The sequence below is a fragment of the Mameliella sp. AT18 genome (assembly GCF_028807275.1).
GTDB classification, from domain to species: domain Bacteria; phylum Pseudomonadota; class Alphaproteobacteria; order Rhodobacterales; family Rhodobacteraceae; genus Antarctobacter; species Antarctobacter albus.
The window spans coordinates 1-16,881 of the sequence record NZ_JARAMO010000190.1 but is presented as its reverse complement, the minus strand read 5'-3'; the positions used below and the strand labels follow the sequence as shown (position 1 = coordinate 16,881).

The following is a 16,881-nucleotide window of genomic DNA, read 5'->3' as shown; positions in this document are numbered from 1 at the left end:
CGATCTAAGTGAAGACAGACCACCCCATTCGTCGCGCCAACTGCTCTGCAGCTCCCGTTCCGAGAGCGGAGTTTCCTTGCTCGTTCAATCCAGGGGACCAAATCGCTACCGAAGCGCGCCGGGGAACGATCATTAGGATCCCTCCTCCCACACCGCTCTTGCCGGGCAAGCCCACTCGGAATGCGAACTCGCCGGAACCGTTGTAGTGTCCACAGGTCATCATCAAGGCATTGATCTGCCGAACATTGTCCGGTGAGATGAGTGCTGTCTCCGCAGATCCGATCAAAAAGCGCCCGGCGCAGGCCAGTTGCAGGCAATTCATTTCGACGGCGCACTGGTGAAAGTAAGCACCCAGCACTCTATCAGGATCGTTTCGAAGATTATCTTGTGCCTTGAGCATGTGCGCCAAAGCCCAATTTCGGTGGGCGTTGTTCGCTTCTGACTTGGCTACCTGTTCGTTTATGTGAATGTCGCCGTCATCTGAGGCTGCCCGAACGAACCGCAATATCTCTCCCAGAAGCTCGCGAGGCTCGTTCGTCGCAAGAATTGCATCAGTAACGACGATTGCTCCGGAATTGACAAACGGATTGCGCGGGCGACCACCTTCCTGCTCAAGTTGGAGGATGGAATTGAACGCCAATCCCGAGGGCTCACGTCCCACCCGTGCCCACAACTCATCACCAAGTCGACCCAGTCCCATAGCGAGCGTAAATACTTTTGAAATGCTCTGCACAGAGAACGGGACCCGCGCATCACCGCCTGAAATCGTCTGACCGGAGGGAAAAGCGACGGCGATGCCGAAAAGACTAGGATCGACGCCTGCCAACTCTGGTATGAAGTCGGCTACCCGACCTCTGTCCACCTCCGACGACATCCTTTCCGTGATCTCGCATAGGATAATTTCGAGAGAGTCGCGCTCTTGCGATACATCTTTAAGAGTTTCGGACACGGTCGGCGACGGAGCAAATCCGTCGTGGTTAGAGGAGCCACTTGGTGTCACCGTTGACCACTCGGTGTCTAAGTGTGCTGGAAAAGTTCGTGAGCGTTCAATATTCATGCGTGACCTTCACAAAGCGAAGGTCTGATAGCGTTCAAGCACTGGCGTTTTACGCCAAAGTGATGCGCCAGGGACACGGCCGGAAAGAGTCGGGTGAGAGTGTCTTCGCTGAGATATCGAGAATTGAGATCCTTTGCGGGTATCAACGCAAGATCCCTTCTCATGGGGAGGTGCAGCGCTTGCCGCACACATGCCACTCGTCCCGAGGTCGTTTGAACAACAGGACCCGGCAGTCGGTTGCTGCACGATATGGTGTGACCGAAAGTCTCGCGTCGTCCCCCGTCAATAGGGATTGAGTTAATCACCGGCATTCTCATGAAGCCGCTTCCGGTTCTTGAAGTGCAGCAAGCTCACCGAGAGTGACGGGTTTCAGCGGCGGCCGGATTCGATAAAACCCAACTTCCGCGGCAGACCGACCTTCGGCGTCAGCGAGGATGCGCGTAACGGTATAGCCACATTGGCGTCCCTGGCAGGGGCCCATACCGGCTCGGGTGAAGGCCTTTACCTGATTGGGTCCTGGACATCCGACGCGTGCCATCATGCGGATCTCACCAGCTGTGATTTCCTCGCAGCGGCATACGATTGTCTCATCGTCGGGAATGAAGATCGCTTTGCGCGGTCGGAACAACGCGTCGAGGAATGGGCGGAGCGCCAGTTCGCGATTAAGCTTCCTACGTCTCGGCTTGGCGGCCTTTTGCGCATCTTGAGTTGAGATGCGCCCGAGTTTCTTCACTATTCCCAAAGCAGCGATTTCACCGCGTAGCACAGCAGCCTTTGCACCCGCTATGCTGGCACCATCGCCAGCAATAAAGACATTTGCCTGCGATGCTTCGCCCCAGCCATCAATCAGAGGAATAAAGCAGTCCTGATCGTCGCGCCAAACTACCTCGCAGCCCAACGCCAGTGCCGCATGTAAATGGGGGATCACGCCTTCATGTACGAGAAGGACGTCCGCCTCCACCGTCTCTTCTGCGCCCGAGGCCGTTCGGTAACGGACCCTCTCAAGTCGATCGTCTCCCAATGCCTCGATGTCTGTGACATGGCGGATGCGTTTTACGCCGGCGGTCTGCAAAGCCAGCGACCACGTCATCCCTTTATAAAGATCACTAATGGCGAGCAGAGCACGGGGCAGATGCGGTAGGGCTGAGGTCAGTCGCCCGGGCGGGGTCGTATCAAGATAACCGGCAATCTTTCCGCCAGCCTTCAGAAGTTGCGTCATGTACAGCAACATCAACGGGCCGCTACCTGCAAGCCAAACCGGATTTGCCGGCACCTGTCCCGAATTCTTAAGAAGGATCTGGCCTGCGCCGACTGTGAGGATGCCAGGGAGGGTCCATCCGCGGAACGGAGCGGGCCTTTCCTGCGCGCCCGTTGCGAGCAGAATGGTCCGGGCTTCGATCACCTGCGCCTTGCCCGCATGCGTCACGAAAGCGCGGTAGCCCGGTTCGATTTGCCACAGTTGCGTGCCCGCCAAGTAAACCGCCCCACTGGCACGAAAGGCCGCGACGGCATCACCGCCTTCGAGGTAGGCCGCCCCAAGTAGGCTGCCGCGTTCGCTCGCGGCTACAGTCTCGATATCGCGCCATATCTGCCCGCCCGGCGTTGGCTGTTCGTCGATCACGAGAACATCGAGGCCCGCCCGCCGGGCGGTCACCGCCGCCGCCATCCCCGCCGGTCCAGACCCCACTATTAGAAGATCGACCGGACTCATTTAGCCAATCTCCGCTTTCCGAGTTGACGCACGATACTCATCCCATCCTCTACCGTTGTGAGGCAGGTCTGCACCGATCCCACGCCATCCACTTCCGCGAGACAATCAAAGCACACTCCCATCATGCAGTAGGGTGCCCGCTTGGTTTCCTTCACTGGCGTGAGCCGTACCCAGCATGCCTCTTGCCGTAGTAGAACAGCGGCCACGCTCTCCCCTGCCTCTGCCGGCACAGCGACATCATCAATGTAGACGGTGAGTTCCGTCCCGCCGGGGTTATGCAGCTTTCGGAACATCAAAGCGCCTCGAGTGAAAGACATCGAGCGAAGAGGGCAATGCGCCATCAATGACCGCTTGTGCGATGATGTCGGCGTGAACAGCTGCCAGAGTTATGCCGGAGTGGCACAGAGCGATGAACGCACCAGGATGACTTTCTGACTGCGCGTAAACAGGACATCCATCGGGCGTCAGCACCCGTAGCCCCGCCCATTGACGGACGAGGGTCACGGACGCCAGCGCGGGAAGAATTCGCATGGCGCGCTTACTGAGAGTTGCCGCCGCAGCGCCGGTGGTTGCCACATCCAATCCAACATCTTCATGAGTGGCGCCAATCATTATGGTGCCTTCACCAGTTTGCCGCAGCCCGCTCGCCGGCAACGGGAGAATAGGGGCCAATCGCTCCGTCACGAGAATCTGCCCGCGCTGAGGGCGCAGAGGCACATCGAGTCCCACCTGCGCGCCCAAAGTCTGGGAGCCGAGACCGGCCGCAATCACAACACGCGGCGCGCCATAGGTCTCTGCATCGGTTTTCACGGTGAAGCCGGAGACATTAGATTCGATCTCTTGCACACGCGTCGAGCTCACGATCGTGCCGCTGAGCTTCTGGATGGCAGCCTGAAGCGCCGAGAGCAGGCGTAGTGGATTAATATGGCCATCCCGGCGCCCGAAACTCGCACCGAAGACGTCAGGTCCGAATGTGACATCGGGCATCAATTGCTCAAGCTGAGAGCGGCCAATCATCTCCCAATCAATAGTATCGCTGCCCGTTTGATTGTGCAGCTTTTGAAGGGCAACTCTACGCGTTTCGTACTCCGCATTGCCAAGGCAAAAGACTAATCCACCTTTCTGCTCAAGCTGCAGGTCCTGCCCGGACAACTCCGTCAGACCCATGGCAAAATCTCGCCACCGCTCACTGCTTTGTCGGGACCAAATTTGGTACTCGGGCATGTTTGAGCCTTTTCCCTGCACCCAGATAAGCCCAAAATTCGCCCGTGCCGCCCGATAGTCCCGATCATCGCCGTCCAGCACAATGACGCGCTGACTGCGCTGCGCCAGACCGTAGGCGATCGCCGATCCAACAGTTCCGCCTCCAATAACGATAACGTCCGCATTCATAGAAAACCCTTTCGTCCCACTGACCATAGAAAGGGGCGAACTGCTTCGTCAAAGTCGTAATTCTGCGTGACTTATTCGCTGAAGTTATGTATTCGGAGTCATCATTGATTTCACTCCAGCTTGCAGAGCACTCTCACGTGCGGACACCCAGCCTCCGACAAATTGAAGCCTTGATAGCCTTCGTTGAGGCTGGCACGGTCAGCCGTGCTGCCGAGACATTGAGCATCTCCCAGCCTGCTGCCAGCAAACTGCTGAGTTCACTTGAACTGGATACAGAGCTTCAACTTTTCGAAAGAGATGGACGGAGACTTACGCTGACGCCGCAGGGGATGCGGTTGTATGAGGAGATCGACAGTGTCTTTGCGGGAGTGCAACAAATCGCTCGTGCAGTCGACGCGATCCGACAGGAAGAACGGGGGCGGCTGCTCATCGGCGTGATGCCGGCGCTCTCCGGCCCCCTCATTCGCAGGGCTGTTGCGGGTTTCAGTGAGCGTAACCCGGAGGTATATGTCTCCGTCATCGAACGCAGTTCCCAGTTTCTCTCTGACTGGTTGAATCGCAGACAAATAGATGTTGCGATCATCTCCATTCACTCAAATGCCGGCAGCGTCCGTTCGGAACCTCTAGGTCTACATCCGCTGGTTTGTGTCGTCCCGAGAGGCCATCATCTCGCAACAAAAGGTTCAGCTACACCACAAGATCTGCATCACGAACGGTTCGTCGCGTTCTCCTCGAACAATCTGATCCGCTCGCAGATCGACCGACTGTTCGAAGCACACGGAGTGAAACCGCATGTTGTGCTTGATGCGACGACCGCGAGGAACGTCTGCGAGTTCGTTGCCGCAGGGTTGGGCGTTACTATCGTTCACCCACTGACTATTGCCGATTCCTTACGCGCCGAAGTCGCAATCGTGCCGCTTCACCCGCCCACGGACTTCAGTTTCCAACTATGTCATCCGCGAGAGTGCAGAAACATCGCTTTGGTAGAAGATTTCCGCGAAGAAATGAAGATGGCAGTATCCGACAGTTTAAATGCCCTAGAGAGAAGAAGTTTGTAGTTCGTCTCCAACAACGACACCACGACGAATGACACGGCAGTTCGGACAGAAATGTCTAATACGCTGAAAGTGCACGCCTGCCAAATATGCCAGACGCGCACCCTCAGTCTTTAACTTAAGTTCGGGCCGAATCTCACGCAATGATCATTTGTTCAGGGATTGGCGTAAGAAGTTCCGGACCATCGGGCGTGACTCTGAATGTGCTTTCAATTCGCGACTGAAAGCCGTCCATATAAACGCTAGGCTCAAAGGAAAGGACCATGTCTGCTTCAAGCTTTCTGTGAACGCCTTCTTGCATACGAATCTCGGACTCGATGCCTGTTGTGCGTCCACAGCGGTGCATTATGTAGTCTCCAAGGCCACCTTTTTGCAAAACATTGCGAACCGCTGCGTCGATTTCAGACACATCCGTTCCTGGACGCAGCATGGACACACCAAGTTCATAGGATTTCTTCACCGTTGCGTTGATGTCCTGCTCAGTAGATTTCAATGGACGCTGCGCAATCACGCGACCAAAGCCGATCCGGTAGCCCAGGAGGAAAGGAACTCGACAAAGATCGATGGCGACTAGGTCTGTTGGCTCAATTACCCGGGTCGATGCCGTGCCATGTGCCCGGCTTAACCTCGGGCCAGACGTCAGCAATTGAGCACTCATCCCGATGGGCGAGTCGACATACAAATCGTTGTCGGTCATAGATTCAATGCACTCAGCGCAGGTAAGCACATTGTGCCGCCACCCGGCCATTGCCACATCGCATTCGCGGCAGCCGCCTTGCTTGATAGCTTCAAGCTCGACGTTAAACATGCCGGCCGCAAGTTCACCGCAACCTTTCAGCAGCCTGAGTTCCACTTCGTCTTTGATATCCCGATGACGCTCAAGAACTCCTGAACCTGTCACGAGCGAGAAACCATCGAACGCGTCTTCGATTGGCTGGATTGCTCTCTCGGTTAGGTGAGACCGCTCAATACTTAGACACGAATTTTTACTACCGCCTGTTCGAGTGATGAAGCTTCGAACGAGTTTCCAGGGATCCTTCTCCTCATCCTTCGTGGTCCATTCGACATGGTGCTCGATCTCGACGCTCAAGCCCTTTGTGGCAGCATCGGCAAAGCTCCGCTCGATCTTTGGAACAACCAACAGAGGAGTCCCATTTTGCGGGACCACGACACAGGTAAGCCGGCCCGGCTCAGAATACTCAGCGCGAGTGGCATATCCCCAAAACCCAGTCAGGTACCGTACGTTGCCTGCCGAAATATGAATGGCATAATCTACGCCCTCCTCTTTCAGTGAGGATTGATACCGACGGATCCGGCTCTTGTAATCAAACTTGTACATGTTGCTCCCAAATATCTAGAGTTGATTTTACTTTCGCTTCGGCGGCGGATGCCCCTCAACCGGCGTCAAGATCGCGGCTCCATGCTAGCGAGATCGGAACACTAAAGAGATCATCAGTGACTCGCGGTTGATCGCGACATCTCCGCCGCAGTGTGAATTGCCTGCAGGATAACGGCGCTCATTCTGCCACGTCAAAGTCGATTTTTTTTGACGTTCATTCGCCTACGTTATACTGCAACGCACCTGTCGGATTTCGCTGCGAGCAGCCGCTCATGTTGCGTTCGATGCATTTCCTGAACAGCTGAATGGAAGTCAGGGACTCAGCTAAGGCGCGTTGTGGCGTTGCTCCGTCTCCAAGGCGGTTCAGATAAGCAGCGCCGTTCCCACAAAAAGCAACCAATGGATCGAGCGAGGCTGTTTATCCCTTCAATCGTGAAACAGGAGGTTTAGGACGCTCATCGACTGTCAGACTAAAAACATCAGGACGCGCATAATGTCCGACAACATCAAAATCGAACCTGGCGCGCACAATGTCGCTGCTATCGAGGTCCGCGTACAATATCGTTTCCCGACCATAGTCGGGCCCGACCAGCACCTGCCCTAAAGGATCGACAATCATGCTGCCGCCACGCATCAGTACCGGATCTGCGGTATCATCGAGCCTGTTCTGTAAATGGTCTGGAAAGTCTTCGATCGTCATATACTGGCATGCGGAAAGCACGAAACAACGGCCTTCAGTCGCGATGTGTCGCATGCTTGCAGCCCAGCGTTCGCCATCATCGGCAGTCGGCGTGCAGTAAATACTCACACCCTTGCCATACATGGCCATGCGCATCAGAGGCATATAGTTTTCCCAGCAAATGGCGGAACCCATTTTACCCCACGGCGTATCGACTGTTGAAAGCGTTGATCCATCACCAAAACCCCAGCACAAACGTTCCGCCGCCGTAGGCATCAATTTCCGATGCTTGCCGAGCAGATTCCCATCGGGTCCGAAGAAAAGAGCCGCACAGTACAAAGTCGCACCGGCCCGCTCAATCACGCCGAGGGTGATGTAGATGCCGGCAGTTTTCGCGGCCTCTCCAATGACCTCCGTCTCCGGCCCGGGCACATTAATAGCCTCGCCGTGATACCTTTTGAATTCGTCACGTCCCTCTGGCGTTTTTCGTCCGACGGACGCGACCCCAAATAGAGAACCAACTGGATAACCGCCAACCAACGCCTCTGGAAATACAACTACATTTGCACCGGCCCGCCCGCACTCAGCAATCAGGTTCAGCACCTTTGCGACGGTGTCCCTTGTACCGGCTCGCGCGGATGAAGCTTGTACGACCGCAGCTTTAAACTTTGCCATATCACTGCGTCTCCCTTGTCGGCCTGCGGCGTTTGCAGGCACATTATTCTCTGATCAACCAAACCCGCTTGGGGTTCCACTCAATCTGCACATCGGAAGCGTCCGGCAAGGCCCCGCTGCCATCATTGATGACAACGGCGGACAGCTTCTCGCCGCTATCAAGCTCAAGGCCGTAGCGCCATGCACTTCCCACATAAGTGGAGTGTAGAACCTTGCCTTTCAGGCCTTGCTGTGATGCGCCACTCCCGGCTGGCGAAAGCCGAATATGCTCGGGCCGGATCATGGCCTTGCAATCGCTGCCCTTGGCCATCCCGTGCCCGTTCGGCAGTTCCACTTGTGTACCTGCTTTGGTCGTCCCCAAACTGGCATCGGTCTCACTGATCTTGATCCTGATCAGATTGGTAGCGCCAATGAAGTTCGCCACAAAGCTGTTGAGCGGCCGTTCATAGATTTCAGTAGGTGTGCCCGCCTGCTCAATCTGACCGTTGCTCATCACGACCACCCGATCTGACATAGTCAGCGCTTCGTTCTGGTCATGCGTGATATACAAAGTCGTGATGTCCAGCTCTTGCTGGATGCGGCGAATTTCCCGCTGCATATCTTCGCGCAGTTTATTGTCGAGTGCGCCCAGCGGCTCATCCATCAGCAAGATTGTTGGCTCAAATACCAGCGCTCTGGCCAGAGCGATACGTTGCTGCTGTCCTCCGCTCAGTTCGCTGGGATAACGATGCGCCATTTGTGACAGCTGCACGATCTCCAACGCGTTGGCGACTTTCTGTTTGATCGTCTCTTTCGCCACACCGCGCATGGCCAGTGGGAAGCCAACGTTTCGCTCCACCTGCATGTGAGGGAACAGGGCGTAATGTTGATAGACCATGCCAATATTGCGCCGGTGGGGCGGCACAGAAGTCACATCTCGGCCATCTAGAAGGATGTTACCGCCATTAATGCCGATAAAGCCGGCAACTGCCATCAAGATCGTGGTCTTCCCCGACCCGCTCGGCCCCAGGATAGAGACAAATTCCCCCCGCCTGACCGACAAGGACACATCCTTCACCACGGTCAGACTGCCATAGGCCTTTCGGACTGAGGCCAGTTCAAGCATTGGCGTGTCGGCTCGAATATCCGGGGCATTATCGCCGGCGAGCTGCGACATGTTTAAAGCCTGGGATGTCATACTACCCCTCCTTCCAGAGCGGTGCTCTGATTATTATGACGTCTTTTTTCCAGTTCCTTCTTGGCAAGCAGCCCAATGAGCATCAGAAACCAAGAAAATCCTGTAATAAGTGTGGAAACAGCTGCAATTGTTGGATTGAGATCAAAGCGGATCCCGTCCCACATCAGTTTGGAAATCGTTGACGTTGTGGGGCTGCTGAGAAATACAGCCAGCACCACTTCGTCAAACGAGATGAGGAAAGTGAACAAAAGAGCGGTCGCCATACCCGAACTGATAGCGGGTAGCGTGACATGTCGGAAAGCGCGCAGCGGCGAGGCGCCGAGACCTTGTGCTGCCTGTTCCAGTCGCTGATCAAACTCGGCCAGAGATGTGCCGATCACCACCATGGCATAGGGAATGGTCAAGACAAGATGACCGAGAACCAAGCCCACCATTGTGCCGTTAAGCTTGACTATGGAATAGACCGAGTAGAGTCCCACGGCGAGAATGATGTTGGGAACAAAGAGCGGCGACATAATCACCGTCTGGATCATATCGCGGCCCGCGAAACGAGACCTCGAAAAAGCAATCGCCGCACAAGTGCCAATGGCAGTGGAGATAACCGAAACCGTTGTTGCCAAGATCAGGCTGACCAACGTCGCGTCTCTCCAAGAAGCGCTGGTAAAATACTCCACATACCAACGAAAAGAATAGTCCGGCGGCGGGAAAATTAGGAAACGACTGTCGCTGAACGACATGAGCGCCAGAACACATAGCGGCCCAATGAGAAACATGGCCGTGAAAATGACGATACCCAAAAGACTAAACCGGCTCGCGATGCTGATAAGCTTGTCGATCGTCACTTTATGCCCCCTTCGACCCGAATGAGCCACCTACTCGCCGATAAGCCACAGCGATCACGATGGTTACAACCAGCAGGATCACCGCAAGGGCTGATCCCATCCCCCATTGCAGACTCTCTGTGTAAAAGTCGGCAATAACCATGCCCAGCATTGTAGACTCTGGGCCGCCGAGAAGTGCCGGAATGACATAGGCAGCAATCGTGAGCACAAAAACCAATATACTGGTTGACCGCAATGCCGGCACGCTAAGCGGGAAATACACCGTCCAGAACGCTCGAACGGGATGAGCGCCGAGCCCTTCCGCAGCCCTCAGAAGCCGCCGATCAATCATGCGCAGTGCGCTATAAAGCGTCAGCACTGCGATCGGCAACTGGTGCTGGACTAGACCATACATCACGCCCGTGTTGTTAAAAACCAGATCGTAAGACTGATCGGTGACACGCAGCCAATCGCGAAGAATGGTGTTGACTGCACCACTATGCTGGAGAAGCAAGATAAGCGCATAGACGCGGGTCAAAACATTTGTCCAGAATGGCAGCATAACCACTGCAAACAGGATCGCGCGAAACCCAGGCCTTGAAAGCACGAGTACGTAAGCGACCGGATAAGCCAAAGCGAGACAGATGGCTGTCGACGCGACCGACATGAACACGGTAAAGCCAAGCGTCCGCAGATAGACAGGAACTGTGAACGCGCGCTCGAAATATTCGAGGGTAAATGTAGGGTCAAACAGGCTTAGCCGGAGCAACAGCAATATCGGCAGTATGAAAGCAAATAACAGCACACCGATTGCTGGGCTCAATAGCAGGACAGACGAGACTTTTTTCATCGAAGGGAAGAACCTTATCAAGCGCGGCGCGGCGCGTTTACTTGATCCCGGCCGAGCGGGTCGGGATCAAGGTTTCAATCCGGCGGAAGCAATTTCTCAATTGATGCCCTGCGCCCAAGTGAGCATTCGTTCATCGACAGCTTGGATATTGTCGGCCCACCAATCATCACCAAAACGAAGCAGCTCACCCTCGAGGAAGTGTGTTGTCGGCAGCTTGTCTCTTACCTCATCACTGACAAACTGCAGGGCGCGCTCATTTGACGGGCCAATTGAGGTGGCTTCGGCAAAACTTGCCTGGTTTTCGGCATTGGACATCCAGTTGATCAGCTTCATGGCATTTTCTTTGTTTTTCGCGCCACGCGGCACAATAAGATTGTCAACCGTCATCACGGCGCCCTGCCATACGAATTCAAGAGGAATTCCTTCCTTCTTGGCATCGAAGGCACGAGTGTGTGTTGTGAAGCCCATCGCAACCTCGCCGCCCGCGATGATCTGCACGGCCTGTTCGGCGGACTTCGACCACACGCTGACATGCGGCTTCAGCTTGTCCAGGCTGGCAAAAGCCCTGTCCACATCCATCGGATAGATTTCATCCATTGGGACGCCATCGGCCAGCAAAGCGTACTCGGTCATGTAGCGTGAAAGCGTCCGAAAACCTCGCCGGCCTGGGAAATTCTCTGCATCCCAAAAGTCGGCCCAGCTTTGCGGCGCAGGCGCACCCGCCAAAGCATCGGTGTTGTAAGCAAAGCCGAGCGCATATTGAGAGTTGCCGATTGCATAGTACCCTACCTCGGCACGCGGTATGCCAGTGGCATCGATGATGGTGTAGTCGAGCGGCTCAAAAAGATTCTCCGCAATTCCCGGCTTGGTCCACATGCCAAGCGTCTGCACCACATCCCATTGCACATCGCCCGCATCAACCATCGCCTTGATTTTGGCATAGCTCACATCGGTTGTGTCGATCACGCGAATGCCGGTCTCCTTTTCAAATGAATCAAAAAGGATGTCGCGCTGATTTTGTTGGATCGACCCGCCCCAGCCGGCAAAGACAACTGTTTCCTCAGCGGTCGCGCCACCGGCTCCCACGGCAAGTGCTGCGCAGGTTATGATACTGATCGCGGCATTTCGCACATATGCAACCCGCCAAGTACGTTTAGTAAGAAATCTCAATGGCATCATTCTACTCCCCTGTTTTTGCTCGCTTTGGTTCTCTGCTTTTGAGAACAAGTCTAAACGCTAGGGCCGTGGCAAACTTGTGTCAAAGTCGAAAAATTTCGGAGCTTATTCATTCAGGTTATATAAAAAGCGCTCAAGGTTGTCGCGCCGTCATCAGATTTCCAATCTCGACGCAGATCGTTATGAGTTTGACCTCAATCGCGGGCAGCGATCCGTTCCATTCGTCTATCCGCGTCCTCGGCGCGAGCCTACAGTCGCTGGACGGCAAGGACAGCGGTCGGACGGGAGACCAATTGGTGCTCTTGTGATTTGACTATGGATCAGCTCTGCTTATGCCCTCAAGCGAAGCATCCGATTTCTTCGCCCTGCTATCCGGCCATACGCCAGATAGTCTGTCTGCCTTCTCTCGCGCAGAAAAGCCTGCTTCTCTGCGAAATCATGGACACGACATTTCTGCTGTTAGCGATGTATTCCGGTCGGCCAATTATCCCGGCTGAGGATGTGGCAAAGGACTTCTTCGGTCTGACGACCGAGAAGTTTGTCCGCAAGATCTCGGCCGGTGACATCGCCCTTCCCCTTGTTCGTATGGAGGCGTCGCAGAAATGCGCGAAGGGTGTCCACATCAACGATCTCGCCGAATATCTGGACAAACGTAGAGCTGCAGCGGTGAAGGAGTGTCAGCAACTCCAGGGCGTGGGTCGATCCTAGATGCTCGGCGCCAATGGGCAGGATCCGTGCCGTGAGCCCGCAAGCTACGGTAAAACGGCGAGATGGAGCTCGCTGCAATGCTTTTGGCACTTGGTACAAGGAGAATGCCATTATCCGCTTGGTTTATCTTACGAATTTAGCCCCTGTCCGTCCAATCCATCATCGGCGCCACGGACAGGCGGGCGGCCGAAACTACCTCTGCTCTCATGTCTCCACCTGCTCCTCCGGCCCTGTGCATCCTGGTGCCACGCGCGCTGACCGCCATTCCCTAGCAGCTTCCGAAAGTCTTTTCAGCCCCAACCGGACGCGCGAATCCACGGTCCGGACGGCGTACCGTGTCGCGCCCGTCTGGGCCAGATCCGAACGACAGGCCCGCGCGGCCCTGGCATTTTCGCAAGCGAAGTTGATCAGGCGCAAAGTGCGCGGCCCGCGAAAGGCGCATGGGGAAGACATGAAACAGATCGACCGCCTCAGATCCCTCGGCCTCTTCGACGCCCGGGTGCCCCGCTATACCTCTTACCCGACCGCCCCGGTCTTTACCCCGCAGGTCGGCGCCACGGACCAGGCGCAAGCGCTGGCCGCGCTGGACCCGGATGTGCCGGTCTCGGTCTATATCCACATCCCCTTTTGCGAACGCCTGTGCTGGTTCTGTGCCTGCCGCACCCAGGGCACGCAGACGCTGGCCCCGGTCGAAAGCTACATCGGCACGCTGGAACAGGAACTGGCCCTGCTGAAGGACACCCTGCCACCGGGCCTGCGCATGGGCCGGATGCACTGGGGCGGCGGCACGCCCACGATCCTGCCGCCGGCGCTGATCCACCGGCTGGCACAGGCGGTCAAGGCGGTGATCCCGCCCACCGAGGATTGCGAGTTCTCGGTCGAGATCGACCCGACGATGGTGGACCGGGCCAAGATCGCCGCACTGGCCGCCGAGGGCATGAACCGCGCCAGCATCGGCATCCAGGATTTCGACCCGGTCGTGCAAGAGGCCATCGGGCGGCTGCAGCCCTTCGACGTGACCCGCGCCTGCGTCGAGGATCTGCGCGCGGCGGGCATCCGCTCGCTGAACGCCGACCTCGTCTATGGCCTGCCGCACCAGGACGCGGCGCGGCTGAACGACACCGTGGCCAAGGTGCTGGAGCTGGCACCGGACCGCATCGCGCTGTTTGGCTATGCCCATGTCCCCTGGATGTCCAAGCGGCAGAAACTGATCGACGAGGCCACGCTGCCGCATGAGGTGGAACGCTACCAGCTGGCGGAACTGGCCGCGCGCCGCTTTGCCGAGGCCGGGTTCGACAGCATCGGCATCGACCATTTCGCCCGCCCCGACGACGGGCTGGCCCTGGCCGCCCGCACCGGGCACCTCCGCCGCAACTTCCAGGGCTATGTCGACGACCGCTGTGCCACGCTGATCGGGCTTGGCGCCTCGTCGATCTCGCGCCTGCCGACGGGCTTTGTCCAGAACGCCCCGGCGACGCCCGCCTATGTCCAGCGGATCGAAGCCGGGGACCTGGCGGGCGCGCGCGGCCATCTCATGACCGGCGACGACCTGCTGCGCGCCCGCGCGATCGAGATGATCATGTGCGATTTCCGGCTGGACCTGGACGCGCTGCGGGAAGAGTTCGGCCCCGAAGCCGACGGCCTGCGGGTGGAAATGACCCGGGCCGCCGAACGCTTCGGCGACCTCGTCACGCTTGGCGACGACACCCTGGCCATCCCCCCCGAGGGCCGCGCCCTGACGCGGATGGTGGCGCGCCTGTTCGACGGCTACACGCCCGACGGCGCGCGTTACAGCCAGGCCTCCTGACACCGGCCCCCGGCGGCCCGCGACAGGGCCGCCGGGGGCCGGAAAAAACCTCTGACCGCAGGCTTGAACCCCAAGTCAGACTGTCCCATCTAGACGACAGAGGACGACCTCCAGCGATGGAACAGTCCCGGGACGGCCCGGCAATTTCCAGGAGGTTGCCATGCGCCCCCCGCTTGACCGTCTGCGCCACGCGCTTTGCTTTGAAATCCTTGCTTTTGGCCTGATCGTCCCCCTTGGCACGATCGCCTTTCACATGCCCGCCCATGACATCGGCGCGGTCAGTCTTGTCGGGTCCGCGATCGCGACGCTGTGGAACATTCTCTACAATTCCGGGTTCGACCGGGTGCTGCACCACCGGCGCGGCACCACGGCCAAGACTCTGCGCCTGCGGCTGCTGCACGCGGTGCTGTTCGAGGCCGGACTGCTGGCGCTGCTCATGCCCTTCTTGGCCTGGTATCTGGACATCTCGCTTTGGCAGGCGCTGGTGATGGACCTGTCCTTTGCCGCCTTCTTCCTGGTTTATGCCTTCGCGTTCAACTGGGCCTACGACCTGCTGTTTCCCCTGCCCGACGGCCAGGAGGCGTGACGCCCGCACCTGCCTTCAGCCGCCGGGCGGGACGTTCGATCAGGTGCCAGGACAGCCAGCCCGCCAGCAGGACCGGGCCGAGACAAAGGAAGAAGAAACTCCAGCCCTACATCGGCCCGGTGATCGAACGGATCACCTGCTGGACCGGCCAGCCGAACAGGTAGATGCCGTAGGACAGGTCACCCGCGGGCGTCCAGTTTCCAAGATCCGGCGCCCCGCGACTGCCCAGCCAGAGAAGCGGATAGGCCGCGAAGACCGGGAACAGGGCACGGGTGGCATCCGACAGGAAGATCCCCGCCAGCGTCACCACCGCCAGCAGAGCGGCGATCCACGCCCGTGGCCTGTGGTGGCGAAAGACAAACCACATCACAGCCCCGGAAAAGAACCCGGGCGCACCGTACTGCAAGGCCCAGCGGTGCAGGTCGTCGGCGAAAGGCGCAAACAGCCGCACCCAGATGGCCAGCACCAGGAAAAACAGGCAGCCCGGCAGCGTCAGCAGCCGCAGCGCATACAGCAGGCCGACCAGCAGGTACAGCAGCACCTCGGCCTCGATGGTCCAGTAGACCGGGTTGAGGCTCTCCCCCACCGGGGCGTCGTAATAGGTGAACTCCGGCACTTTCGCCCGGGTGGAATCCGCGGCCAGCGTCCTCAGCAGGTTCCGCCAGGTCCGCTCATCCGCCAGATGCGCGCCGGCCCCGTCAATCAGGAACGGCACCAGGAGAAAGACAAGCAACACGCTGACCGCGTAGGCCGGGTAGACCCGCAGGAAACGCCTGCGCGCATAATCCCACGAGCTGTCACAGGCGAACCGGCTGCGCGTGACCAGGAAACCGCTGAGCACAAAGAACACCTGCACCGCGTAGAAGCCTGCGACCTCGCCGGTCAGCACTTTGAACAGGTCTCCGTCCTCGGTCCCGGTGGCGATCAGGAAACTGTGCGACAGCACCACCGCCACCGCCGCCCACAGGCGCAGCGTGTCGAAATTGCGGTATCGCCCGGTGTCGGACACGACGCCGGACCTCCCCCTGCCAACGGCGGGGGGCGGCATTACTTGGCGCCTCGTTTGGGCCTTGCCGTGGCGCGGCCCGTTGCGATTTCAGGTCTTGAGGCCCTTGCGGGTCGGGCGTGCGGGCGCCCCAGGGGCGCGCGAACAGAAACACTCATCAGAAAATCCGGACACGGGAAATTCCGACGAGCGTGCGCCCGAATATCCGGGCTGGCAAGTTTTTTGACGCAGGGTGTCGTTGCGTCATCCGGATGGCCCGGAAACCGGGCGCCGCATCAGCCGCGCGGGCCGATCAACGTTTCGATCCGGCCCAGCCCCGCGATTTCGACCACGCAGGTGTCCCCGGGCGCCAGCGCGCCCACGCCCGCGGGCGTCCCGGTCATGATCAGGTCGCCGGGGGCCAGTTTCATCGAGTGCGACAGGATCGAGATCACCTCGGGCACGGTCCAGATCATCTCGGCCAGGTCGCCGTCCTGGCGCGTCTCGCCGTTGACCGTCAGCCGGATCGCCCCCTTGTCCGGATGGCCGACCGAGGCCACCGGATGCACCGGGCCGACCACGGCGGAGGCATCGAAATCCTTGGCCCAGTCCCAGGGCCGCCCCTGTTTCTTGGCCTCGGCCTGCAGGTCGCGGCGGGTCAGGTCGTTGCCCACGGCATAGCCCCAGACATGGGACAGCGCGTCCGCCTCGGCAATGTCGCGCCCGCCCGTGCCGATGGCCACCACCAGTTCCGCCTCGTGGTGAAAATCGCCGGTCTCGGGCGGATAGGGCACGGTCGCGCCGCTGTCGACCAATGCGCCCGCGTGCTTGGTGAAGAAGAACGGCGGATCGCGGTCCGGGTC

The 16,881-nt window shown here is 58.2% G+C and carries 16 protein-coding genes; 4 read left to right on the top strand and 12 right to left on the bottom strand.

What is annotated here, in order from left to right:
* Positions 1-4 precede the first annotated feature (4 nt).
* The 4 genes from PVW46_RS16765 to PVW46_RS16750 form a co-directional block, all read right to left on the bottom strand.
* Positions 5-1,057 carry a glutaminase gene (locus PVW46_RS16765; RefSeq protein ID WP_274576740.1) on the bottom strand — a complete coding sequence of 351 codons (1,053 nt, stop codon included), beginning with the start codon at positions 1,055-1,057 and terminating at the stop codon, positions 5-7.
* A 313-nt stretch (positions 1,058-1,370) separates the two neighbouring features.
* Entirely contained in the window at positions 1,371-2,768 is a 1,398-nt protein-coding gene (locus tag PVW46_RS16760) for an FAD-dependent oxidoreductase (protein WP_274576737.1), read from the bottom strand.
* Complete coding sequence (locus PVW46_RS16755; protein ID WP_274576735.1) at positions 2,765-3,061, bottom strand: (2Fe-2S)-binding protein; 297 nt, start codon at positions 3,059-3,061, stop codon at positions 2,765-2,767. The genes PVW46_RS16760 and PVW46_RS16755 overlap by 4 nt, the downstream gene beginning before the upstream one ends.
* Complete coding sequence (locus PVW46_RS16750; RefSeq protein WP_274576733.1) at positions 3,042-4,160, bottom strand: NAD(P)/FAD-dependent oxidoreductase; 1,119 nt, start codon at positions 4,158-4,160, stop codon at positions 3,042-3,044. Before PVW46_RS16750 ends, PVW46_RS16755 begins: the two co-directional genes overlap by 20 nt.
* Positions 4,161-4,246: 86 nt before the next feature.
* Between PVW46_RS16750 and PVW46_RS16745 the strand changes: the two genes are divergently transcribed.
* Positions 4,247-5,218, top strand: a complete 972-nt coding sequence (locus PVW46_RS16745) for a LysR substrate-binding domain-containing protein (protein WP_274576732.1) — start codon at positions 4,247-4,249, stop codon at positions 5,216-5,218.
* Positions 5,219-5,351: 133 nt separating this feature from the next.
* Here PVW46_RS16745 and PVW46_RS16740 read toward each other — a convergent pair whose 3' ends face one another.
* From PVW46_RS16740 to PVW46_RS16715, 6 genes are all read right to left on the bottom strand, one after another.
* On the bottom strand, positions 5,352-6,554 hold the full coding sequence (locus tag PVW46_RS16740) for a M24 family metallopeptidase (RefSeq protein WP_274576730.1): 1,203 nt from the start codon (positions 6,552-6,554) through the stop codon (positions 5,352-5,354).
* Positions 6,555-6,972: 418 nt separating this feature from the next.
* The gene (locus tag PVW46_RS16735; RefSeq protein ID WP_274576728.1) at positions 6,973-7,908 is read right to left on the bottom strand and encodes a carbon-nitrogen hydrolase family protein; all 936 of its coding nucleotides are present in this window, start codon (positions 7,906-7,908) and stop codon (positions 6,973-6,975) included.
* A gap of 43 nt (positions 7,909-7,951) precedes the next feature.
* The gene (locus PVW46_RS16730) at positions 7,952-9,064 is read right to left on the bottom strand and encodes an ABC transporter ATP-binding protein (RefSeq protein ID WP_274576726.1); all 1,113 of its coding nucleotides are present in this window, start codon (positions 9,062-9,064) and stop codon (positions 7,952-7,954) included.
* 17 nt (positions 9,065-9,081) lie between these two features.
* Positions 9,082-9,927: an ABC transporter permease gene (locus tag PVW46_RS16725; RefSeq protein WP_274576724.1), complete on the bottom strand. Its 846-nt coding sequence runs from the start codon at positions 9,925-9,927 to the stop codon at positions 9,082-9,084.
* Between the two features lies 1 nt (position 9,928).
* Entirely contained in the window at positions 9,929-10,756 is an 828-nt protein-coding gene (locus PVW46_RS16720) for an ABC transporter permease (RefSeq protein WP_274576723.1), read from the bottom strand.
* A gap of 96 nt (positions 10,757-10,852) precedes the next feature.
* Positions 10,853-11,935, bottom strand: coding sequence for an ABC transporter substrate-binding protein (locus tag PVW46_RS16715; RefSeq protein WP_274576721.1), 1,083 nt, complete (start codon positions 11,933-11,935; stop codon positions 10,853-10,855).
* A 435-nt stretch (positions 11,936-12,370) separates the two neighbouring features.
* Between PVW46_RS16715 and PVW46_RS16710 the strand changes: the two genes are divergently transcribed.
* From PVW46_RS16710 to PVW46_RS16700, 3 genes are all read left to right on the top strand, one after another.
* Positions 12,371-12,640 (top strand): pyocin activator PrtN family protein, encoded by a 270-nt coding sequence (locus tag PVW46_RS16710; RefSeq protein WP_274576720.1) that lies wholly within the window; start codon positions 12,371-12,373, stop codon positions 12,638-12,640.
* Between the two features lie 451 nt (positions 12,641-13,091).
* On the top strand, positions 13,092-14,447 hold the full coding sequence (gene hemN, locus PVW46_RS16705; protein WP_069209575.1) for an oxygen-independent coproporphyrinogen III oxidase: 1,356 nt from the start codon (positions 13,092-13,094) through the stop codon (positions 14,445-14,447).
* A 160-nt stretch (positions 14,448-14,607) separates the two neighbouring features.
* Complete coding sequence (locus tag PVW46_RS16700; protein ID WP_069209574.1) at positions 14,608-15,033, top strand: PACE efflux transporter; 426 nt, start codon at positions 14,608-14,610, stop codon at positions 15,031-15,033.
* A 106-nt stretch (positions 15,034-15,139) separates the two neighbouring features.
* Here the strand turns inward: PVW46_RS16700 and PVW46_RS16695 are convergent, their stop codons facing one another.
* The gene (locus tag PVW46_RS16695) at positions 15,140-16,042 is read right to left on the bottom strand and encodes an acyltransferase family protein (RefSeq protein ID WP_069209573.1); all 903 of its coding nucleotides are present in this window, start codon (positions 16,040-16,042) and stop codon (positions 15,140-15,142) included.
* Positions 16,043-16,314: 272 nt separating this feature from the next.
* On the bottom strand, positions 16,315-16,881 hold a 567-nt coding region (locus PVW46_RS16690; protein WP_274576719.1), incomplete at its 5' end, for a fumarylacetoacetate hydrolase family protein.

Bases quoted from the DNA above. Each gene is read 5' to 3' on its own strand.
- PVW46_RS16710 (WP_274576720.1), top strand. From the start codon at position 12,371: ATGGACACGACATTTCTGCTGTTAGCGATGTATTCCGGTCGGCCAATT.
- PVW46_RS16740 (WP_274576730.1), bottom strand. From the start codon at position 6,554: ATGTACAAGTTTGATTACAAGAGCCGGATCCGTCGGTATCAATCCTCA.
- PVW46_RS16730 (WP_274576726.1), bottom strand. From the start codon at position 9,064: ATGTCGCAGCTCGCCGGCGATAATGCCCCGGATATTCGAGCCGACACG.
- PVW46_RS16765 (WP_274576740.1), bottom strand. From the start codon at position 1,057: ATGAATATTGAACGCTCACGAACTTTTCCAGCACACTTAGACACCGAG.
- PVW46_RS16755 (WP_274576735.1), bottom strand. From the start codon at position 3,061: ATGTTCCGAAAGCTGCATAACCCCGGCGGGACGGAACTCACCGTCTAC.
- PVW46_RS16760 (WP_274576737.1), bottom strand. From the start codon at position 2,768: ATGAGTCCGGTCGATCTTCTAATAGTGGGGTCTGGACCGGCGGGGATG.
- PVW46_RS16745 (WP_274576732.1), top strand. From the start codon at position 4,247: ATGTATTCGGAGTCATCATTGATTTCACTCCAGCTTGCAGAGCACTCT.
- PVW46_RS16700 (WP_069209574.1), top strand. From the start codon at position 14,608: ATGCGCCCCCCGCTTGACCGTCTGCGCCACGCGCTTTGCTTTGAAATC.
- PVW46_RS16720 (WP_274576723.1), bottom strand. From the start codon at position 10,756: ATGAAAAAAGTCTCGTCTGTCCTGCTATTGAGCCCAGCAATCGGTGTG.
- hemN (WP_069209575.1), top strand. From the start codon at position 13,092: ATGAAACAGATCGACCGCCTCAGATCCCTCGGCCTCTTCGACGCCCGG.
- PVW46_RS16750 (WP_274576733.1), bottom strand. From the start codon at position 4,160: ATGAATGCGGACGTTATCGTTATTGGAGGCGGAACTGTTGGATCGGCG.
- PVW46_RS16735 (WP_274576728.1), bottom strand. From the start codon at position 7,908: ATGGCAAAGTTTAAAGCTGCGGTCGTACAAGCTTCATCCGCGCGAGCC.
- PVW46_RS16715 (WP_274576721.1), bottom strand. From the start codon at position 11,935: ATGATGCCATTGAGATTTCTTACTAAACGTACTTGGCGGGTTGCATAT.